The organism is Bdellovibrio sp. BIS2, assembly GCF_055398295.1.
Map to the genome: position 1 here is coordinate 1,598,314 of NZ_AP035879.1, position 17,989 is coordinate 1,616,302.

12 protein-coding genes are annotated in these 17,989 nt (G+C 48.2%); 9 read left to right on the plus strand and 3 right to left on the minus strand.

Annotation, left to right across the window (positions count from 1 at the left end; all coding sequences use genetic code 11):
- Nucleotides 1-75: 75 nt before the first annotated feature.
- From ACZ520_RS07660 to ACZ520_RS07675, 4 genes are all read left to right on the plus strand, one after another.
- On the plus strand, nucleotides 76-3,993 hold the full coding sequence (locus tag ACZ520_RS07660) for a DEAD/DEAH box helicase (protein WP_464127880.1): 3,918 nt from the start codon (nucleotides 76-78) through the stop codon (nucleotides 3,991-3,993).
- A gap of 105 nt (nucleotides 3,994-4,098) precedes the next feature.
- A complete protein-coding gene (locus tag ACZ520_RS07665; protein WP_417869519.1) occupies nucleotides 4,099-5,511 on the plus strand; it encodes an MBOAT family O-acyltransferase in 1,413 nt (470 codons plus the stop codon).
- A 9-nt stretch (nucleotides 5,512-5,520) separates the two neighbouring features.
- Entirely contained in the window at nucleotides 5,521-6,561 is a 1,041-nt protein-coding gene (locus ACZ520_RS07670) for a hypothetical protein (protein ID WP_464127881.1), read from the plus strand.
- A 121-nt stretch (nucleotides 6,562-6,682) separates the two neighbouring features.
- On the plus strand, nucleotides 6,683-8,146 hold the full coding sequence (locus ACZ520_RS07675; RefSeq protein ID WP_417869515.1) for an ArnT family glycosyltransferase: 1,464 nt from the start codon (nucleotides 6,683-6,685) through the stop codon (nucleotides 8,144-8,146).
- A gap of 16 nt (nucleotides 8,147-8,162) precedes the next feature.
- Here ACZ520_RS07675 and ACZ520_RS07680 read toward each other — a convergent pair whose 3' ends face one another.
- A complete protein-coding gene (locus ACZ520_RS07680) occupies nucleotides 8,163-9,992 on the minus strand; it encodes an LTA synthase family protein (RefSeq protein WP_464127882.1) in 1,830 nt (609 codons plus the stop codon).
- A 110-nt stretch (nucleotides 9,993-10,102) separates the two neighbouring features.
- Between ACZ520_RS07680 and ACZ520_RS07685 the strand changes: the two genes are divergently transcribed.
- Nucleotides 10,103-10,948, plus strand: a complete 846-nt coding sequence (locus ACZ520_RS07685) for a glycosyltransferase family 17 protein (RefSeq protein WP_464128401.1) — start codon at nucleotides 10,103-10,105, stop codon at nucleotides 10,946-10,948.
- Nucleotides 10,949-10,960: 12 nt separating this feature from the next.
- On the plus strand, nucleotides 10,961-12,631 hold the full coding sequence (locus ACZ520_RS07690) for an LTA synthase family protein (protein WP_464127883.1): 1,671 nt from the start codon (nucleotides 10,961-10,963) through the stop codon (nucleotides 12,629-12,631).
- Here the strand turns inward: ACZ520_RS07690 and ACZ520_RS07695 are convergent, their stop codons facing one another.
- Both ACZ520_RS07695 and ACZ520_RS07700 read right to left on the minus strand, forming a co-directional pair.
- Nucleotides 12,632-13,879, minus strand: a complete 1,248-nt coding sequence (locus tag ACZ520_RS07695) for an O-antigen ligase family protein (RefSeq protein ID WP_464127884.1) — start codon at nucleotides 13,877-13,879, stop codon at nucleotides 12,632-12,634.
- Nucleotides 13,880-13,994: 115 nt separating this feature from the next.
- The gene (locus tag ACZ520_RS07700) at nucleotides 13,995-14,735 is read right to left on the minus strand and encodes a Wzz/FepE/Etk N-terminal domain-containing protein (protein ID WP_464127885.1); all 741 of its coding nucleotides are present in this window, start codon (nucleotides 14,733-14,735) and stop codon (nucleotides 13,995-13,997) included.
- A 403-nt stretch (nucleotides 14,736-15,138) separates the two neighbouring features.
- Between ACZ520_RS07700 and ACZ520_RS07705 the strand changes: the two genes are divergently transcribed.
- Genes ACZ520_RS07705 through wbpD form a run of 3 tightly spaced genes read left to right on the plus strand, consistent with a single transcriptional unit; the run spans nucleotide 15,139 to nucleotide 17,984 of the window.
- Nucleotides 15,139-16,437: a nucleotide sugar dehydrogenase gene (locus ACZ520_RS07705; RefSeq protein ID WP_464127886.1), complete on the plus strand. Its 1,299-nt coding sequence runs from the start codon at nucleotides 15,139-15,141 to the stop codon at nucleotides 16,435-16,437.
- 15 nt (nucleotides 16,438-16,452) lie between these two features.
- Nucleotides 16,453-17,397, plus strand: coding sequence for a Gfo/Idh/MocA family oxidoreductase (locus tag ACZ520_RS07710; RefSeq protein WP_464127887.1), 945 nt, complete (start codon nucleotides 16,453-16,455; stop codon nucleotides 17,395-17,397).
- On the plus strand, nucleotides 17,397-17,984 hold the full coding sequence (wbpD, locus tag ACZ520_RS07715) for a UDP-2-acetamido-3-amino-2,3-dideoxy-D-glucuronate N-acetyltransferase (protein ID WP_464127888.1): 588 nt from the start codon (nucleotides 17,397-17,399) through the stop codon (nucleotides 17,982-17,984). Before ACZ520_RS07710 ends, wbpD begins: the two co-directional genes overlap by 1 nt.
- Nucleotides 17,985-17,989: the final 5 nt, after the last annotated feature.

A 17,989-nucleotide genomic window follows, 5' to 3' on the forward strand; every position in this document is an offset into this window, starting at 1 on the left:
ATGGCCTTTTCCGGATTAAGTCTTCAAAAAATTTCTCATTTAGTCAGCCCCAAGGATCTTGCGACCCTGGAGCAAATGCCTGTTGCTGAAAATGCATTTCGCATTCTTAAAAAAATGTCCCTGGATGGTCACAACATCCAAAAGAAGGAAGACGGCGGACTGGAAATTCAGTTCGTTTATGCGGAAGAATCCTCTTTGCGCAAATCCTATGTGCAGGTCGAAGAAGACGGCGAGGGCGGGGATCTGACATTCCACTGTGCCCAGTGTGCTGAAAGCCGCAAGGACAAAGAAGACATCTGTGTTCATGAGTGGGCGTCGTTGATTCTGATTTGGTGGGCCCTGTCGGTGGATCGCGGATTCCTGCGCAATCACAGTTTTCAAGTCAGTAACTTCTGTGAGGATTTCTGGGATCTGACGGAGACCCAAAAAGCCCGTCGGGGTGAAGGGGATGGCAAAGGCCTGCCTGACAACTTAAAACTTGAATCCATCAGTCTGGTTTCTGAAACCCTGTCTTTGGACGACGATCGTGCCTTGGAAGAATATCTGCCAGATTGGAATAAGGTCTATGAGCTGACCCGCGTGCCTGAGGGGGATGATGCCAGCACGGGGGCGGTATGGGGTCTTCCCCAGGCCTTCCGCGGCTCTTTGCAAAAAGAAACCGTTTATTGGGCGGATGTGCGCCATCAGGATCAGTTGGCCGGGCTTTTAAGATATAATTTCAGTGACGGTGTGCAGATCAGCAGCCGAGATATTCTTCGTCATGCTTATCGTTCTGTTGTGCCCCGCGATCTATTGCCAGGCCCGGCGCGCAAAGAGACCTTTGAGGTTTACTGGCCGCTGTTGCCAAGCGATCCACATCGCTTCTTTAGCCGGGATCTTTTGGATATTGAATCCGTCATGCAGGAGCTTCTTTCCCGTATCACGCGTCGGGTGAACAAAGGGGACCTGAAGTTTTATTTGCAGGATCAAAAGGATCTTGGCAAGGCCTTCCAGGTTTCCAATATCAGCGTTGAAGCCGAATACGCCTTTGAATGGAAGGTTGAATTCAGCGGTTCTGAGGAAGTAAAGACCTCGGCACTGCTGACGGCGCAAAAAGACCGTCAAAAATACATTTTCTTTGATAACTTCGCCGTGGATTTTTCAAGCGGAGCGGTGGTCGCTTTTGCGTGGAAGAAAGAAAGCGAAGCTCTAGATCAGTTTTACTCCCGCCAGTTGAAAGTGGACCGTCCAAGGACGTTTTCGCACCTGCATGTGGAAGGTAAAGGCGAAACCGCGGCCTTTATGAAGTTCCTGCGCGGTCGCTCACTTCCGGTGCGGGTTCAAGGTGGCAGTCATGACATGGGCGCGATTGCGAGTGTCCTGAATCTACACCATCAGGACGATGCGGGCTTTGTTCCGGAAAAAGTCTTCACGCTAAACGAAAAAGAATCCGTCAGCAAAAGGGGCTTTAGCACTCCGGTTGTGTTGATCATGCGCACTTTGCAAGAGGGCTTGGGCTTTTTGCTGCAGACGGAGGTTAAAACTCTGGCCTCCAGCAGTTTTAAAAAGCGCGAATGGGATTTGAAGATCCTAAAGCATCTGGGCGTCTTGCAGTATCTGACTTTGGAAGCCCTGACTTATCACTTTGAAGGTCAACTGACTGATGGAACGACTTGTGATCCGGCGAATATCTTCCCGGCGTTGCACACCCGAGTCCACAGCCTTTTAGTGACTGGTGACGGAACTAGTCTTACCAAGACTCAGCCGTTGGATGAACTGTGTTCTAAAGGCGTTTTAGGTATCTTTGCCGACTATGTCGCCAAGGTCCTGAAATCGGTGGGCGAGCGTGAAGCCATCTACAGTTCCAAGGGTGAATACCTGTTCTCGGGATCTGTTGAACGGGAGTTCCGCGTTCTTTATGAAATTCTAAAATACATGGCTTTTTCCACTCAAGGCAGTGCCTTTAAGCGGGCCCGCACAGGTCTTCTGACCAAGACCTGGGATGGAAAGATCGAAGAAGATCCAATGTTGGAGCAAGGTCATTTCTTTATGCCGTCATGGGGTAAAGAAGACGTCACGCCGACGCAGTCTTTGGGGTTGTTGCAGCCCCTGGTGGATCATGGCATTCGCCTTTACGTGCGTGGTCAGTTGTTGCAAGAGCTGGGGCAGAACGAATTCGTTGTCGACTTCCAGATCGTCAGCAAACTTGATGAAGGCATGCTGAACTGGTTTGAATTGAATCCTCGTTTCTTCCTGCAAGGCAAAGAAATCGATGCCACCCAGTTAAAAAGTATGGGAAGCGGTGGCGTGGTTGAATACGACGGAAAGTTCTTCCTGGTGCCGCGCAAGGAAATCCCTTCACTGCGCCGTTTGGAAGGTTTCTGGCAAAAGCTTCAGGCGGGTAAAAAAGATTCGTCGAAAAAAGCCTGGACTGACAAGTACTATCAACTGCCAAAGCATCAAGCGCTTGAATTGCTGGCCTTGCGGGCGTCAGGTTATGCCTTCCGCGGGGATGATGAATGGAAGCGCATCTGTGCATTTTATGATGGTTTGGGATCACGCACGGATTTGGTGAAGCTGCCGGGTTCTGTGAAAGCGGAGCTAAAGACTTATCAGCACGAAGGCGTGCAGTGGTTGCTGGATCTCTTCACTCTGCGCATGGGCGCACTGCTGGCGGATGACATGGGTCTGGGGAAAACTCTGCAAGCGCTGTCCTTCCTGGATCTGCTTCGCACGCGCGAGCAACTGGGGCAGGTGTTGGTCGTCGTGCCTTCAAGTCTGGTGTACAACTGGGAAAGCGAAGTGGCAAAGTTCACTCCGGAACTGCCGTTTGAGATCTTTACCAGTAAAGACCATGATCGCATCGGTAAAAGGCTTGAGGCCAAAGAACCGTTGGTGGTGGTTACGACCTATGGTCTTTTGATGGAAAACGACGAGTTCCTAAGTCAGTACAACTGGAATGTGCTGATCTTTGACGAGGCCCAGAATCTAAAAAATATCACGGCAAAAAGAACCAGCTCGGCGCGTATGCTCAACGCCCGATTTAAAATGTGTCTGACCGGTACGCCGATGGAAAATCACTTTGGTGAGTTCTATTCGTTGTTGGATCTGGTGGTGCCGGGATGTCTTGGCAAGTACGATGATTTCCGCCGTCACTTCGTGAACACTGAAGTGGTGTTACTTGAAGACGTCGAGGATCTGAAGCTTAAAACCAAGCCTTTGATCATGCGCAGAACTAAAAAAGAAATCCTGGATCAGCTTCCTGAAAAGCAGGAAACCAAGGTCAGCATCGCCTTTGAAGACAAGCAAAAGCAGATCTATCGCGACATTGCGATTGCGTATAATCAGCGCATTCAAGACACCATCCGTGAGGCGGGGGAAGCTCAGTCCCAGTTGCAGATGTTAACCGCGCTTCTGCGCCTTCGTCAGGCTTGTTCTGATCCGGGGGCCTTGCCGGAAGTGAAGTACGAAAAGACTCCGCCGAAGCTTGAGGCCCTGATGGACTCTTTGCAAGAGATCATCGAGTCCGGTGAAAGTGCGCTGGTCTTTACTCAGTTCCTGCAGACCTTGGAGCGCACCGAAAAGCTTCTGAAAGCAGTCGGCATCCCGGTCTTTGTCCTGCACGGGGCGATTCCGACCAAACAACGTCAGAAGATCCTAAAGGACTTCAACGAAACCAAGGGCGGAGCCGTTCTGGTGATGACCTTGAAAACGGGCGGGGTGGGTTTGAATTTGACCAAGGCCAGCTATGTCTTCCACTTGGAGCCATGGTGGAATCCGTCAGTGGAAAATCAGGCCACAGACCGTGCGCACCGTTTGGGGCAGCGTAAGGCCGTTCAGGTCTTCCGCTATATCATGCACGAATCCCTGGAAGAAAAAATGGAGCTTTTGAAAGAGCGCAAAAACCGCAAGTTCCAAAGCCTGTTCTCGGAAGCGGAAGCCAGCACGGACCTGACCGGCGCCGGTGGCGCCCTGACCAAAGAGGACTTCGACTTCCTGCTAGGCCTAAAATAGAAAGGTTCCTGGTTCTTTTTCGGGCCCATGTTGCGTTAGACGCACCGTGGCCCGAAACGGTGCCAGAACCTTTTTTCTGAGCCATTTATTGGGTACTGTGTGCCCATGCTTTTTAACTCCTACGCCTTTTTATTCCTATTTTTACCATTCACGTTGCTGGGCTATTACTGGATCACAAAAAAGAACCTGCAACTGTGGTTCTTGTTCCTTTCAAGTGTGTTTTTCTATTGTTATTGGAGCACGGTGTATGTGTTCCTGCTGTTGTTCACTGTGGTGCTGGATTTCTATTTAGCCAAAGCCATATCGATGACGACCTCACAGGCGCGTCGAAAGACCTTCCTGCTGATTTCGGTGATCGCCAATCTCGGGATTCTTGGATTCTTTAAATACTACAACTTCTTTGCGGACTCTTTGAACGGAGCCTTGCAGGTGACGGGGCTGGCGGCGCCTTTGCCGATACTGAATCTGGTATTGCCTATCGGTATTTCCTTTTACACGTTCCAGTCGTTGTCTTACGTGATTGATGTTTATCGCAGGACCTCCAGCGCGCACGCGCATCTTTTGGAGTTTGCGGGTTATGTGACTTTGTTCCCGCACCAGATCTCGGGTCCACTGGTTCGTCACAACTATATCGTTCCCCAGCTGGAAGATTCCAAAACCTACTTCTTCAATCCAGAGAACTTCTGGAAGGGGTGTTATTTCTTCGTCTTCGGCCTGGCCAAAAAGATGATGATCGCTGATCGTATCGCGGCAGTCGTGGACCCTCTGGTGATGAATATGGCCGGGGCTTCTACGGCTGAGGCTTGGATTGCCATGATCGGCTACACCATGCAGCTGTATTTTGATTTCAGCGGATATTCTGACATGGCCGTGGGGCTCGGGCTGATGATGAACATCCAGTTCCCGCAGAACTTTAATTCTCCGTACAAGTCGTTGTCGATCACAGAGTTCTGGCAACGTTGGCATATCACGCTGTCTTCGTGGTTAAAGGATTACCTTTATATCTCCTTGGGTGGAAATCGCGCCGGGGTTTTGAAAACCTACCGCAATCTTTTCCTGACTATGGCGATCGGGGGCCTGTGGCACGGGGCGAATTGGACCTATCTGGTCTGGGGCTGTTTCCATGGCGGGATTCTGGCGATTGAAAGACTGTTTAAGGATCGTGGCTGGTACACGGTTAAAAACAAGTACATAAAGTGGACCTTCACCTTCTTCCTGGTCTGTGTGGGGTGGGTGTTCTTCCGCGCGCATTCTGTTGAGCAGGCTCTGTTCTGGCTGCAGAAGGTGTTCATGCTTAATGGCGACATTAACTGGGATATCACTTTGATTCCGCTTAAACATAAAGACCGCTTCTTTGCCGCTTTGGGTGTGGGGATCTTGGTGGCCTTCTTGGCTAAAAACACATGGGAGCGCGAATTCAAACCGACGCTTTGGCGTGCGGCTTTGATGGCATTCATGTTCGTGGTGTGTCTGATGTATATGGGTGAGGAATCTCCGTTCCTTTACTTCCAATTCTAGGTGGGGCGTATGAAAAGCAATACTTTGAAAATGATTCTTTTCCTTGCAGCTTTCATCATCGGACTTATGGGGCTGGTGGCGGGGTTTAACTTTGCTGTGGATCCGATGTGTTATTATCGCTGTGACGTTATTGATACCAACAGACAAAGCCAGAACGTCTATTATCAGGCGGCCCAGATTGTGGGGGCTAATCTCAATGCTGAAGTTGTGATTTTGGGGTCTTCTCGTGGTGAAACGACTTCCGCATTGTGGGTGGAAGAAGTCACCGGGCTAAAAACGATCAATCTTTCCAAGGGCGGCGCAGGCCTTCTTTTGAAAGTGTCGCTGTTAAGAACCGCTTTGGATCAAAAGCTGCCTTTGAAAAAAGTCATCTGGATTGCCGACTATTTCGAACTTGCGGGGGAAGTGACGGACGTAAAGGTTCGTCAGACCCCAGTGTTGCGTGAAAAGCTTTTGGCAGACGTCGAAGGCCTTGATGGGATGAAGTACTATCTAGAGCACCTGCAAAGTCTGATCAGTCACAACACGTTGGAAGCGGCTATTCATCAGTTGAATCAGAAAAAAGCTGACGGCATGTTTGCGCCCAAAGGCAGCGGCAGTGGCATTGATTATCAAAAGTGCGCGGCGGCTGATTATGCCGGAAAAGCCACGCCGGATGTTTTGGCCAAAGAAATCGACGTCAGCTATTCCACCTTCGGTGGTCCGATGAAGGCGCCACTGAATCCCAAATTTGTCGAGTTATTCAAAAAGCAGATCAAAGCCACGGCTGAACAGGGTGTGGAAGTCCTGATTCTGGTTCCGCCGTTCCATCCTGAATTCGTTCGCAGACACGCGAAAGACCACCCGGAAGCGGCGAAGTCTCACCAAAATTGGCTAGAGATGATCAAGGGCCTCGAGTCCGACAAGGTTCACGTGCAGTCGTACTGGGACGGGGTGCCCGGGGATGATGCCGGGCCTTCTTTCTGGGACGATGGATCTCATGCCACGTGCAAGGCCATGATGTTGATGCTGAAGCCTGCGCTTAGCGGACCTGTAGGGGGCGGAAAGTAAGAGCCGGGTAGAGGTCTAGGCGCGGTGGTGAGATAAAGCTCGCGATTTTTATAGAAAACCAACAGTTGTTTGTTTTGTTATGGTGTTGTAATCTTTGTTTACATCATAACGGGGCGACATCATGCGTGGGACGAGTGTCCTTTGGATCGGACTTTCTTTCATTTTATTTGTTTTTGCTAACAGCTGGGAGCCGGGAGTTGGCTTGGACACGGCGACTTACGGAGCTATCGCGCGAGGGCTTTTAGAAAGCGGAGATTGGTTTCGCCCCAAACTGGCCCCGGGTATTTTCGATCCTTTTATAGAGCATCCTTATTTGGGCTTATGGCTCAATGCTATTTCCATCAAATTGTTGGGAGCGACTGCCCAAGGAATTCATTTTTCTGCTTCCGTCTTGGGAATCGTAGGGGTGCTGGCATTCTTCTCGGCCATTCGACGGTTGGTGGACGAAAATACGGCCTTATTTGCAACGCTGTGTCTTCTAGCTATAAATGTCTATATGAACTTTATGTCCAGCGGCTGGCTCGATATGCCGATGATTTCTTTTATACTGGTGGCGTTCTATTTTTCAAGCAGGGTGGACTCTGAGGGCTCAACACTGGACAGTGTGGCGACCGGGTTCTTTCTAAGTTTGGCGGTTCTTGTCAAAGGCGCTGCGGCTGTAGGTGTATTTCCGGTGGCGATTTTTTTCCTGATGAGAAGTGGATGGAAAATCAGGGCTATGAGTCTGGCGTTGATTGGGTTTTTAGTTCCGTTCGGCCTTTTTACCTGGGGTCACTATTCTTCCCAAGGATTTCTTTTCTGGAAGTCTTACTGGTATCGCCAGTTCATAGTTCATAACGACGTTCAAGAAGCGGCGACGGATCCGGTCGGAGCTATTTGGTATCTAAGAGACACATTGACGCACGCTCATCTGGTGGCTCTTCTTTTTATTCCGGGATTGGTGCTGATGTGGAGACGAAACTATCGGACGCTTGCTTGTGTCGTGGCTCTGGAGTTTGCAGTTCACTTCGCTGTGTATGGATTCAGTCACCGCCACAACAGGCAGTATTTGTTACCGATTTTCCCTTGGATCGCTCTGGGGGCTGCATTCCTGATTTCTCAAAGAATAAAAGTGAACATTCTGAACTGGAGTCGAGGCCTTTTCTATTTGGGGGTTGTCTATTTCTTCTTGGTTAGTTTTTTGCCAATAACTGTTCATAATGTGGGGAGTGCCGGAATCTTCGCTCTTTCAAACGATGTGAAGTGGACGCCGATCAAGAACATCTATTTTGAAGCGACAGAAGAAGATCGCCTTCGCGGAGAAATGACTAGCTCTTACGTGGCCTGGTATTGGGACCGGGTGCCAGTGATGTTCAATTCTGAAGATATGCCAAGGGTGCTGTCAAATTTGACCAATGACGACGGTATTCTGCTGTCCCGTAATCTGAAAAACGACTCTGTTTTTCAGATATCTGAACATATCTGTGCTTGGAACGACCTTTGGATCTTGCTGTCCACAGCAGATAATTGCAGTACTCTGGAAAGAAAACGTCGAGAGCCGATGGTAAAAAGAGTTCCTAAGCCTTTGGCTTCGGCAACTCTTTGAGGATGGATTCAGTAAGCTACTTAAACAAAATCTCCTGCGACTCTTTAATATAGCTTAAGCCTTCTTCGTGCATTTTCTTACCATTGGCAGGACATGGGGATTCTTTGGTGAAGCTCATGTCCTCTTTCCACTTAAAGCATCTTTCTTCGCCGGGGTTGCGGATGTTAAAGACCACCGCCCAGTCGTTTTCAAACCATGCTGACTGCCCCAAATGGAAGATACTTGCTCCGGGACTGAAGGCCTCCGGGCGCGCCAAGGATCTTCCAAGGAAGGTCGGTGCTTTCACGCCTGTGATGTCAGCTAAAGTGGCTGCGATATCAGGTTGCGAGAAGGCTCCTGGCAAAAGCTTGTTCGGAAGCACGCGGCTTTCCTTGCCGTCTTTGGTGTAGTGTTTCATCAAAAACGGAATCGCGTAGTGATCAAAGATGCTCGATCCGCCGTAGGTGGTGTGATCGGCCACCAAGACCAGCAACCAGTCTTTTTCCCATTTGCGACTTTGTAACAGCTTATGGAACTCCTGAAGTTCAGTGTCCGCCCACTGACGAATGGTCTTATACTTTTGGCGATCCGCTCGAGCCGGGAACAGATTGTCGTGCGTGGTGTTGGTGTTGATACCCACCAGGAACGGTTCACGCAGGCTGGTCATTTTATCCAGCGCAAATTTGTACAAATCCGTGTCGTAAACACCCCAGGCATTTTGTTCCAGTTTTTCGTAATCGGGGATATCGCGTTTTCCATACGAGCTTTGGAAGCCAGTTTTCAGCACTAGCAACCCCGTGCCGCTGGTGTACTGATCAGACCCTTGGAAGAAGGCCGAGCTATAGCCTTTTTCGCTGAGCAAGCGGGGAAGGCAGACGAAGTCTTTGTTTTCAATTTCCGAGTACATGATGCTTTTTCCCAATGGGTTGGGAAGGCTGCACATGCTGGCGAAGATCCCCTCGGTGGTGCGATGTCCTCCGGCCAGGAACAGATCAGTGTGCAGGGACTCGCGGCGAAGTTTATTGAAGAACGGCAGGATCTCGACGCCGTCTTGAATGCGGTCAACCTCGGAACCCCACCAGCTTTCCAGGAAAACGATCACGATATTGCCGTCAAAACCACCGATAGGTGTGTGAATACCACGCTGGGCTTTCCAGGCGGCAAAGATTTTTGCGGTGTCGATGTCTTTGGGGGATGCGACGTTTTCTTTGCTGGATTTTTTCTCGCCCACTGCCGCCCAGAAGATTCCATAAGCTCCGTTCAGGGCAAGGAATGCGCCTTGCGGGCCGCCGCCGGCACGATAGGCCCAGGAAGGATCTTGGGGGATGCCTTCAAAGCCGCGGAAACCCATGACGGCCAAAATCGCTGCCATCAGCATGGCAAAGATGCGACCAACGGGACCGGAAGTGGTTTTATAGTTGGGTGACACCCAAAGATTCAAACTGGCGGCGGCTGCCAATGAAACAAGCACGGCAATCCAGTAGCGTCCAAAAAGACTCAGCATCGATCCTTCAATCGTGAAGAGCGAGTAAATCTCGTAAGAAAGATGGCGGCCAGTCTCTTTGGCGTAAAGAGAGTCAGTGACGATCATCACAATGTAGAACCACAGAAACAGGAAGTTCCAGCGTTTAGCCGCCTTGGGCGACAGCTTGAACAGCAGAATCATCCAGTACAGCAAAAGGTAGAAAACCGAGCCAATCGCCAAGTCAAAGTGCCAGCCGTGCAGGAAGGCCGCAAAGGTGGTTTTGATGGTGGTGAAATCCATCAGGTCCCAGATCTGCAGATAGATGGCTACGATGGCACGAAAGACCGCGCCAATGATGGTGATGCGAAGAAGGAAGCCCAGGGAAGAAAACAGGAATCTCATGTTTTTTTCATACTACGAGCGGCCTTGGGCTGTACATCCATTTCGACAGGCTGTGTCTTATGAATTGACGCAAACCCTTTGAAGACTTACTGGTACATTTTTACCAGCATATTCGGTATTTTAGGCCCATGGTATACGATTGCTTTGTATTTTATGATGAGTTGGATCTATTGGATATTCGCCTGAACGTTCTGGATAAGGTCGTCGATAAATTTGTTATTATCGAATCCAAAAAGACCTTCCGCGGGACTGACAAGCCGCTTTTTTATATCGAAAACAAGCAACGCTACGCCCAGTTTGAATCCAAGATCATTCATGTGGTGGTCGAAGATTTCCCGAAAGTTAATTGGAAGAAGCTAAGACCTTTCAGCAACTGGGACCGTGAAGATTATCAACGTAACGCTCTGGCGAAAGCATTGGTGAATTGCGCGCCGGATGACGTGATCATTTTCTCTGACGTGGATGAAATTCCGACTCCAGAGAAGGTGACTGAATACCTTCACAAACCAGGGATCAAGACCTTCTATCAGGAGCTTTACTACTATTACCTGAACAATCTGGCCTATGAGCACACCGAGCCCAACGCCATGTACAAGGACTATATTCCTTGGCATGGAACGGTGATGGCGAACTATTCTTTCTTTAAGAAATATGGCTGCAATAACATGCGCACCTATCGCAGTAAAAAAGACAGCGAGCACACCATGGTGATGGACGGGGGATGGCATTTCTCGTTCATGGGTGGAACCGAGATGATTCTTAAGAAAATGCGCGCCTACAGCCATACAGAATACATGACTGAAGATATGTTCAACCCCCAGTGGGTGGAAACTCAAGTGCGATCCGGAAAGGACATCTTCAATCGCCCGATGAAGTTTAAGCCGGTCGGGGTGGAACGTCTGCCAAAGTACGTGCAGGACCATCAGGCCAAGTATTCAAAGCTGCTTTTGTCATAGGGCTTGTTCGCGATGCGCTTCAGATTGCCACAGAATAAACAGGTTTTATGGGGATTGCTGATTTTGAGTGTGCTGAGCGCACTTTTGCAGCTTTATGCCTTCAAATATCTTCTGATCGTAAAGCTGTTGATGCCGTGGCTGCTGTATTTTTCGGTGCTGGCGTTCCTGCGTCCGTATCCGGCGGCTTTTTTCATTTTCCTGATCGAGTGCTTGGGGGTTCGGATTCATCTGATGAAGATGGCTTTGACGAACTCTCCGTTTGAGGCTTCAGATATCTTTGCCTGGAAGCAGGCGCTCTTCCTGAAAAGCTATACTGACTATGTGATTCCCGCGATTGTGATCGGACTTTTGCTCTGTATTTGGAAGGGTATTTCCTTCAAGAAAAAACAATTATTGTTTTTGCCGGTCTTTTTCATGGTGGCGATGTCCATCGTACAGGAGCGTCATCCGACGGAATCCCAGGCAAATCCAGTCAGTTCATTGTTTAAGCTTGCGCGCGTGACTTACGTGGACTGGAACTTTGCCACGAACGTGAAAGAAAACGGCATTCTGAATCACATCTTCCTGACGCTGCCAACGGGGCAGATTCCGGCCAAGGGAAAGCTTCCCTATGATGACCTCAATGCTGTGATTGATCCAAAGAAAGCCAAGAATGAACCGGATGTGTTCCTGATTTTGTGTGAATCCTGCTACACCAGCAGCAACGACAGCTTTGTCACGCCGATCGCGGATCTTGAAAAAGACGGCTTTGCTCATTCCACGGTGATTTCTCCAGTTTATGGGGGGATGACGGCCGAGGCGGAATTCGAAGTTCTTACCGGACTTCCCAGTCGTCGGTACAAAGGGATCGATTTCCAGTACTTTGCAGAAAGGTATGCTGCCAAGGCGGACGCTGTTCCGCGGATTTTTGCTGAAAACGGCTATGACACGTGGTCGGCGCATGCCAATGACGGGTTTTTCTGGAAGCGCGACATTGTTCATCCGAAGTTTGGTTTTGAAAGATCCTTCTTTGCTGATTCCATGAGCTGGTCTGATGGCAGCAAGTACCCAGAGGACAAAGTCCTGTTTGATCTGGCTTTGACCAAGTACGCTGACAGCCTGAAGGCCGGGAAGAAAACTTTTGCCTTCCTGATCTCGGTTTACACTCATGGGCCCTACGCTGATACGGACGGGGACGGGGGCGAGGCGGTTTACAAGGAAAAGCTTGGTAAAACTGTGACGCAGTTCTTGGAGTTCCAAAGGGCGGCGGCGGATCTGGCGCAAAGGAACAACCGCCCGGTGATCTTTGTGATCTTTGGCGATCATAAGCCGGCGATGACGATTTCATTCTATAAACATCATGAATTCGATGATGATTATTTCAGTGCCCGTGGCTCACGGAACGAGTCCTTCCAGTTTTCGACCTTGAACCGCACCCAGCAGATTGTCTACGGCAAAGTGCCGATGTACGTGAAGGGTTATGGGTTGAAAGAAGCAGGGGTGGCAGAGGCGATTGCCAACGAGACCGAGCAGCGTCCAATCTTCTGTCTGCCGGGGATTTTGTCTGAGCGGATTGGGATTCAGAATGCGTATTACAACTACCTGGTGGATACCTGTCGTAAATCTCCGGAAGACCTGGTCGATCCGGAGATCTTAAAGAAATACTTTACTGAGGAAATTTACGGGGACCGGTTGTTTGATTAGTTAAACCGGTTCGTTTGGGGTGGACTGTTTTTTAGGGCTGCCGTTAAGGTAGCCGTACGAGAAGCCAAGCAGGATCAGGATGAAGTTACGCACCTCGTGCTGAACGAACGGTGTTTCAGTCCAAGAACAGGCAAATAGCGCCACAATGCAAAGCAGAGATCCAAAAGATATTTGTTTTTTATGAAGCTCCGCTGTGTTCTTGAAACGATGGTAGAAGAAAACCAATCCCCCACCAAACGCCCCAAGATATCCTGCCAGTCCAAAAATACCTGCGCCAGCTAGAATATCCAAAAACTGATTGTGAGCATGGCCGACAACATATTCGTTAGCGTGGCCAAGTTTTACATAGTAGGCGGGGAACAATTTTGCCGCGTTTTCAAAGCCAACGCCGAATAGTGGATGATCCAAGAAAACCTGCCAAGAGACTTTCCAGATCGTAAGACGCGCTATTTGGGAGTTAACCCCTGAAAAATCAAAAGTGTATAGAATCCGATCTTTAAGCTCAAACACGTTAAAAACAACTGCCGCTGCGAACAGGGCAAATGTAATCCCGGAAATTGTGATCGCTTTCTTATTTCTGGTATAGAAAAGTGCCACCATCAATGTGCAGATCATCCCGATCCAGGATGTTCGAGTGTAAGTGGCGATAAGTGCAATAGTCGCCATGATTAGCACAAGAGTGGCGGAGGTTCTTGAGGGGCAATCCTTAGAATAAAGCACAAAGGAAAGCACCATTGCCCATACTAGGACTAGTGCCAGGGCGAAATAATTGGGATTGCTGTAAAAACCCTGGAGTCTGTGATCGGGTGTGATGAATTCGCCCGCAGTTAGATTGTACTGGCGATAAATAATCCAAGCCAAAATGACGATTAAAGCTGAAAAAGACCAATTCAATTTTTTGGCATGGGTTGAGAGCAAGTGTCCTACGGCATAGCAGGCAAAAAATCCCCAAATCCAACGGAGACTTGCGATCTTATTCCACTCATGTAGCTGCATGGGACTGTTGAAAAAGTAACCCAAGACCCCAGAGCCAAGATATGCGCCAAGGCAAACCAGTATGAATTTATTGTTGAAGCCAAAGGTAGATCGGATGCCAACCCAGGATTTATCAGAAAATGAGAAGGCAATGATCGTGACAATTGCAAAAACACCGTCCATCCAAAAAAAATTAAACAAATTAAGTGCTAATGAAAGAGGCACAAAACATGCGAGGAGAGCTAAAATTATGGACGATCTGGTTGCGGACATTGATATAGCTTAGATTTTTTATGAATAGGTGTCACTGGGTAATTTCAGAGAGAATCGGCAATGCGCCATTTTAACAGGGAGCAGAGCTGTGCTCCCTCATTTGAATTTCTAATTGCTATTTTGTTTGCTGTTTGGCGCCCTTGATAAGGTTCAGCAGAAGTGCCAGAACTATTGAAGTCATTAGACCTATAGCGAAAGAGACCGCAATGCCCAGATTTTTTTTGGGCCTAGTCGGAGACTTGTGAAGAAGAACGTCTCCCACCAAATCGGTGTTCCTGTAGTTCTGAGGAAGCAACAGTGTTTCGAGTTGATTTTTGCGTTCTAAGAGTTTGTATAGCAGAGTCGCCTGCTGATCTGTCTTGAACCCAATTTTTGCAAGTTGAGCGCTGATGCTATTGTACTCAACCTGTCTGTTTGAAAGAATCAAATCAAGACTCTTTTTGTGCTTTTCCTGAATGTAGGTCAGAACTTCCATGATTTTGCCTTTGGCGTATTCATTGGATGTTGATTCGCTTTTAATTTCTAAAAATGTCTTTAAGCCCTGCACTGCAGATATGCTTGTGATGTCGGCGGTCCTGTTGTCCAGTGTTCCATCAATTTCGATAAAAAGCAGGTGAAGTCTTTTCTCCAGGGCTGTCGCATCTGCAATGGCTGCGGTGTCTCCTTTGTCCGAAGTGTAAGTGCCCATCTCAATCAGAGCTTTGGCTTCGTATATCGGTGTTTTGGAATAAACATACGCAGTGCCGATTGCGGTAATCAGTAGTGTGACCACGGAGATTAGTAGTTTTCTTTTCCAAAGAATCAGAATTAGGTCAAACAGGTCAATCTCGTCGTCTTGAAGCTGAACTTGGCGCATAAGGTCTTTCCAGGAAAAGTGATTTTTCTTACGTAGAATTCTTGGGCGTTCGTCAGCATATTGTCAACGTTTACAGGTGGCAGGATCTTTATTAAAGAGGGTGGTCTGCCGTCTTGATGCGGCACCGTAAAGCCTTGTCAGCCTATTTATAGTGCAATTTGGTAGGGAATGTACGCCCTGCAAGGATGCTTCGAGCTGGGTGTTTGTCGTGATTTGGATGAGTAAGCGAAGGTGGTCCGATCTGCTGATCGGTTCGTTGTTTGCTTCGAAATTTGCAGTTGAAAATGTCTTGGATAGCGAGGGGATTGATCCGTCTTCGCAGGGGCAGCTCCAGCAAACAGTTATTGACTACAAAAGAGACTTTGATAAGTTTGTTCGCATTTGTATCTAAAAAGGAACAATCGTGCCAAACTATGAAAGTGCAAGAATTGCCATTGTCGGCCTAGGCTATGTGGGCTTGCCCCTTGCTGTGGAATTTGGAAAAAAGCGGGACGTTTTGGGCTTCGATATTAATGCTGCCCGAATTAGTGAACTTAAAGAGGGAAAGGACTCCACTCTGGAGGTCACAAGCGACAGTTTGGTCGAGGCAAAAAAACTTGCCTATAGCTGCAACCCCGAAGATTTGAAAAACTGCAGCATTTTTATTGTGACCGTTCCCACTCCTGTAGATCATGTGAATCGTCCCGATCTGACGCCATTGCAGAAGGCCAGCGAGACAGTGGGGAAGTTCCTGAAAAAGAACGACATCGTTATTTACGAATCGACTGTTTATCCGGGTGCCACTGAAGAAGTATGTGTTCCTATCCTGGAACGTCTTTCCGGTCTTAAGTTCAATGTTGATTTCTTTGCGGGATATAGCCCTGAGCGAATCAATCCTGGCGATAAGGTCAATACTCTTACGAAAATCAAAAAAATCACCAGCGGTAGCACTGAGGAAGTGGCGGACGTAGTCGATGCGCTTTACCGCAGTATCATTACCGCGGGCACTCATAAGGCTGCCTCACTTAAGGTTGCGGAAGCTGCCAAGGTAATCGAAAATACCCAGCGCGATCTGAATATCGCGTTGATCAACGAACTTTCCGTGATCTTTGATCGACTTGGGATTGATACCTTGGATGTACTGGAAGCCGCTGGAAGTAAATGGAACTTCCTGCCGTTCCGTCCTGGTTTGGTCGGTGGGCATTGTATCGGTGTTGATCCTTACTATTTGACCCACAAAGCTGAAGAGTTGGGTTATCACCCACAAATCATCTTGGCAGGGCGTAGAATCAATGACAACATGGCGCGCTATACGGCGCGGGCCACGATTAAACGTATGGTGCAGAACGGGATCGACATTACCAAGGCCAAAGTTGGCATTTTGGGTATTACTTTCAAAGAGAACTGTCCGGACATTCGTAACAGCAAAGTGGCTGATCTAGTCAAAGAATTTAAGAATTGGAATATTGAAGTTGCAGTCTGCGATCCTTGGGCTGATGTGCGAGAGGTGAGGCATGAGTATGGCATCTCTTTAGAAAATGTCGATGCTAATAACCCCGTGGACAGTTTGGTCGTTGCAGTTGGACATGAGGAGTTCAGAGCTCTGACAGCCAAAGAACTACGCCAGTTTGTGCGAGTTCAAAAGCCCGTGATCGCTGATGTTAAAAGTATCTATGATCGCAACGAACTAAGTGAATACGGATTCACCGTATTCCGTTTGTAAAAGAAGAAGTAGGATATGAAGAAATTTGCATTGATTGGAGCTGCTGGATATATCGCTCCAAGACATCTTAAGGCGATCAAAGAGACGGGCAATAACCTGGTTGTTGCAATGGACGTAAATGATTCTGTTGGGATCATGGACAGTCATTTCCCGGAAGCTGAGTTTTTTACCGAGTTTGAAGAGTTCGCAGCCTACGTCGAAGATCAAATGCTCAAGGGCAATAAGCTTGATTACGTATCTATTTGTTCGCCCAACTATCTCCATGCACCACACATGAAATTTGCGCTGATGAATGGAATAGATGTGATTTGTGAAAAACCGCTGGTTCTGAACGCAGAGGATATCAACAAGCTTGCAGAGTATGAGGTGAAGTACGGCGCTAAGGTTAATTCCATTCTGCAGCTGCGCCTTCATAAATCCATCATTGCTTTGCGAGAGAAAGTGGCGGCAGCGCCACAAGGCAAAGTATTCGATGTGGACCTGACATATCTTACGTCACGTGGGAAGTGGTACCTGAAATCCTGGAAAGGGTTTGACGAAAAGTCTGGAGGAGTTGCTACCAACATTGGTGTTCACTTCTATGACATGCTTCACTTCATCTTTGGAAAAGTGTTGAATAGTGAAGTGCACTATCGCGATGATAAAACCAGCGCGGGCTATTTGGAATTTGAACGCGCAAGGGTGCGTTGGTTCCTTTCAATTGATGCGAAACATTTGCCTGATAATGCCGTACAGGGTGAAAAACTGACTTATCGTAGCATCACTATCGAAGGTGAACAGCTTGAGTTCTCGGATGGTTTCACCGATTTGCACACTGAAAGTTATAAAAACATCTTAGCTGGAAAAGGCTATGGACTTCAGGAAAATCGCACGGCAATTGAGACAGTTGAAAAGCTGCGAACTGCTGCAGTTACTGCAGATCCAACTTGGGCACATCCGTTTTTAGCAAAGGTAAAATAATGGGTTTTTATCAACATGAATCAGCAATCGTTGATCAGGGTGCACAAATTGGTGAAGGCTCTCGAATTTGGCATTTTGTGCATGTTTGCTCCGGAGCAAAGATCGGTAAAGCTGTTTCATTGGGGCAAAACGTTTTTGTAGGCAATAAAGTCAGCATTGGGGATAGATGCAAAATCCAGAATAACGTTTCAGTCTATGACAATGTTTACCTGGAAGAGGGTGTTTTCTGTGGCCCCAGTATGGTTTTCACAAATGTTTACAACCCAAGATCCTTGATTGAACGAAAAGATGAGTATCGTAATACCTACGTTAAGAAGGGCGCGACTTTAGGGGCTAATTGTACCATCGTGTGTGGCGTTACCATTGGCGAGTACGCGTTTATTGGAGCTGGTGCGGTTGTGAACAAAGATGTCCCAGCCTATGCATTGATGGTTGGGGTTCCAGCAAAACAGATTGGCTGGATGAGTGAGTTTGGTGAACAGCTTGATCTTCCCCTGCAGGGTGAGGGGCAAGCCGTCTGTATACATACCGGTGCGAAGTATATTCTTAAAGGCCAAAATATCACCAAGGAGCCCGGTTGTACTTAAAAATA

What these genes read in the sequence shown, in the direction of transcription:
- ACZ520_RS07660 (WP_464127880.1), top strand. Translation starts at nt 76, where the DNA reads ATGCCTGTTGCTGAAAATGCATTTCGCATTCTTAAAAAAATGTCCCTG.
- ACZ520_RS07665 (WP_417869519.1), top strand. Translation starts at nt 4,099, where the DNA reads ATGCTTTTTAACTCCTACGCCTTTTTATTCCTATTTTTACCATTCACG.
- ACZ520_RS07670 (WP_464127881.1), top strand. Translation starts at nt 5,521, where the DNA reads ATGAAAAGCAATACTTTGAAAATGATTCTTTTCCTTGCAGCTTTCATC.
- ACZ520_RS07675 (WP_417869515.1), top strand. Translation starts at nt 6,683, where the DNA reads ATGCGTGGGACGAGTGTCCTTTGGATCGGACTTTCTTTCATTTTATTT.
- ACZ520_RS07680 (WP_464127882.1), bottom strand. Translation starts at nt 9,992, where the DNA reads ATGAGATTCCTGTTTTCTTCCCTGGGCTTCCTTCTTCGCATCACCATC.
- ACZ520_RS07690 (WP_464127883.1), top strand. Translation starts at nt 10,961, where the DNA reads ATGCGCTTCAGATTGCCACAGAATAAACAGGTTTTATGGGGATTGCTG.
- ACZ520_RS07695 (WP_464127884.1), bottom strand. Translation starts at nt 13,879, where the DNA reads ATGTCCGCAACCAGATCGTCCATAATTTTAGCTCTCCTCGCATGTTTT.
- ACZ520_RS07700 (WP_464127885.1), bottom strand. Translation starts at nt 14,735, where the DNA reads ATGCGCCAAGTTCAGCTTCAAGACGACGAGATTGACCTGTTTGACCTA.
- ACZ520_RS07710 (WP_464127887.1), top strand. Translation starts at nt 16,453, where the DNA reads ATGAAGAAATTTGCATTGATTGGAGCTGCTGGATATATCGCTCCAAGA.
- wbpD (WP_464127888.1), top strand. Translation starts at nt 17,397, where the DNA reads ATGGGTTTTTATCAACATGAATCAGCAATCGTTGATCAGGGTGCACAA.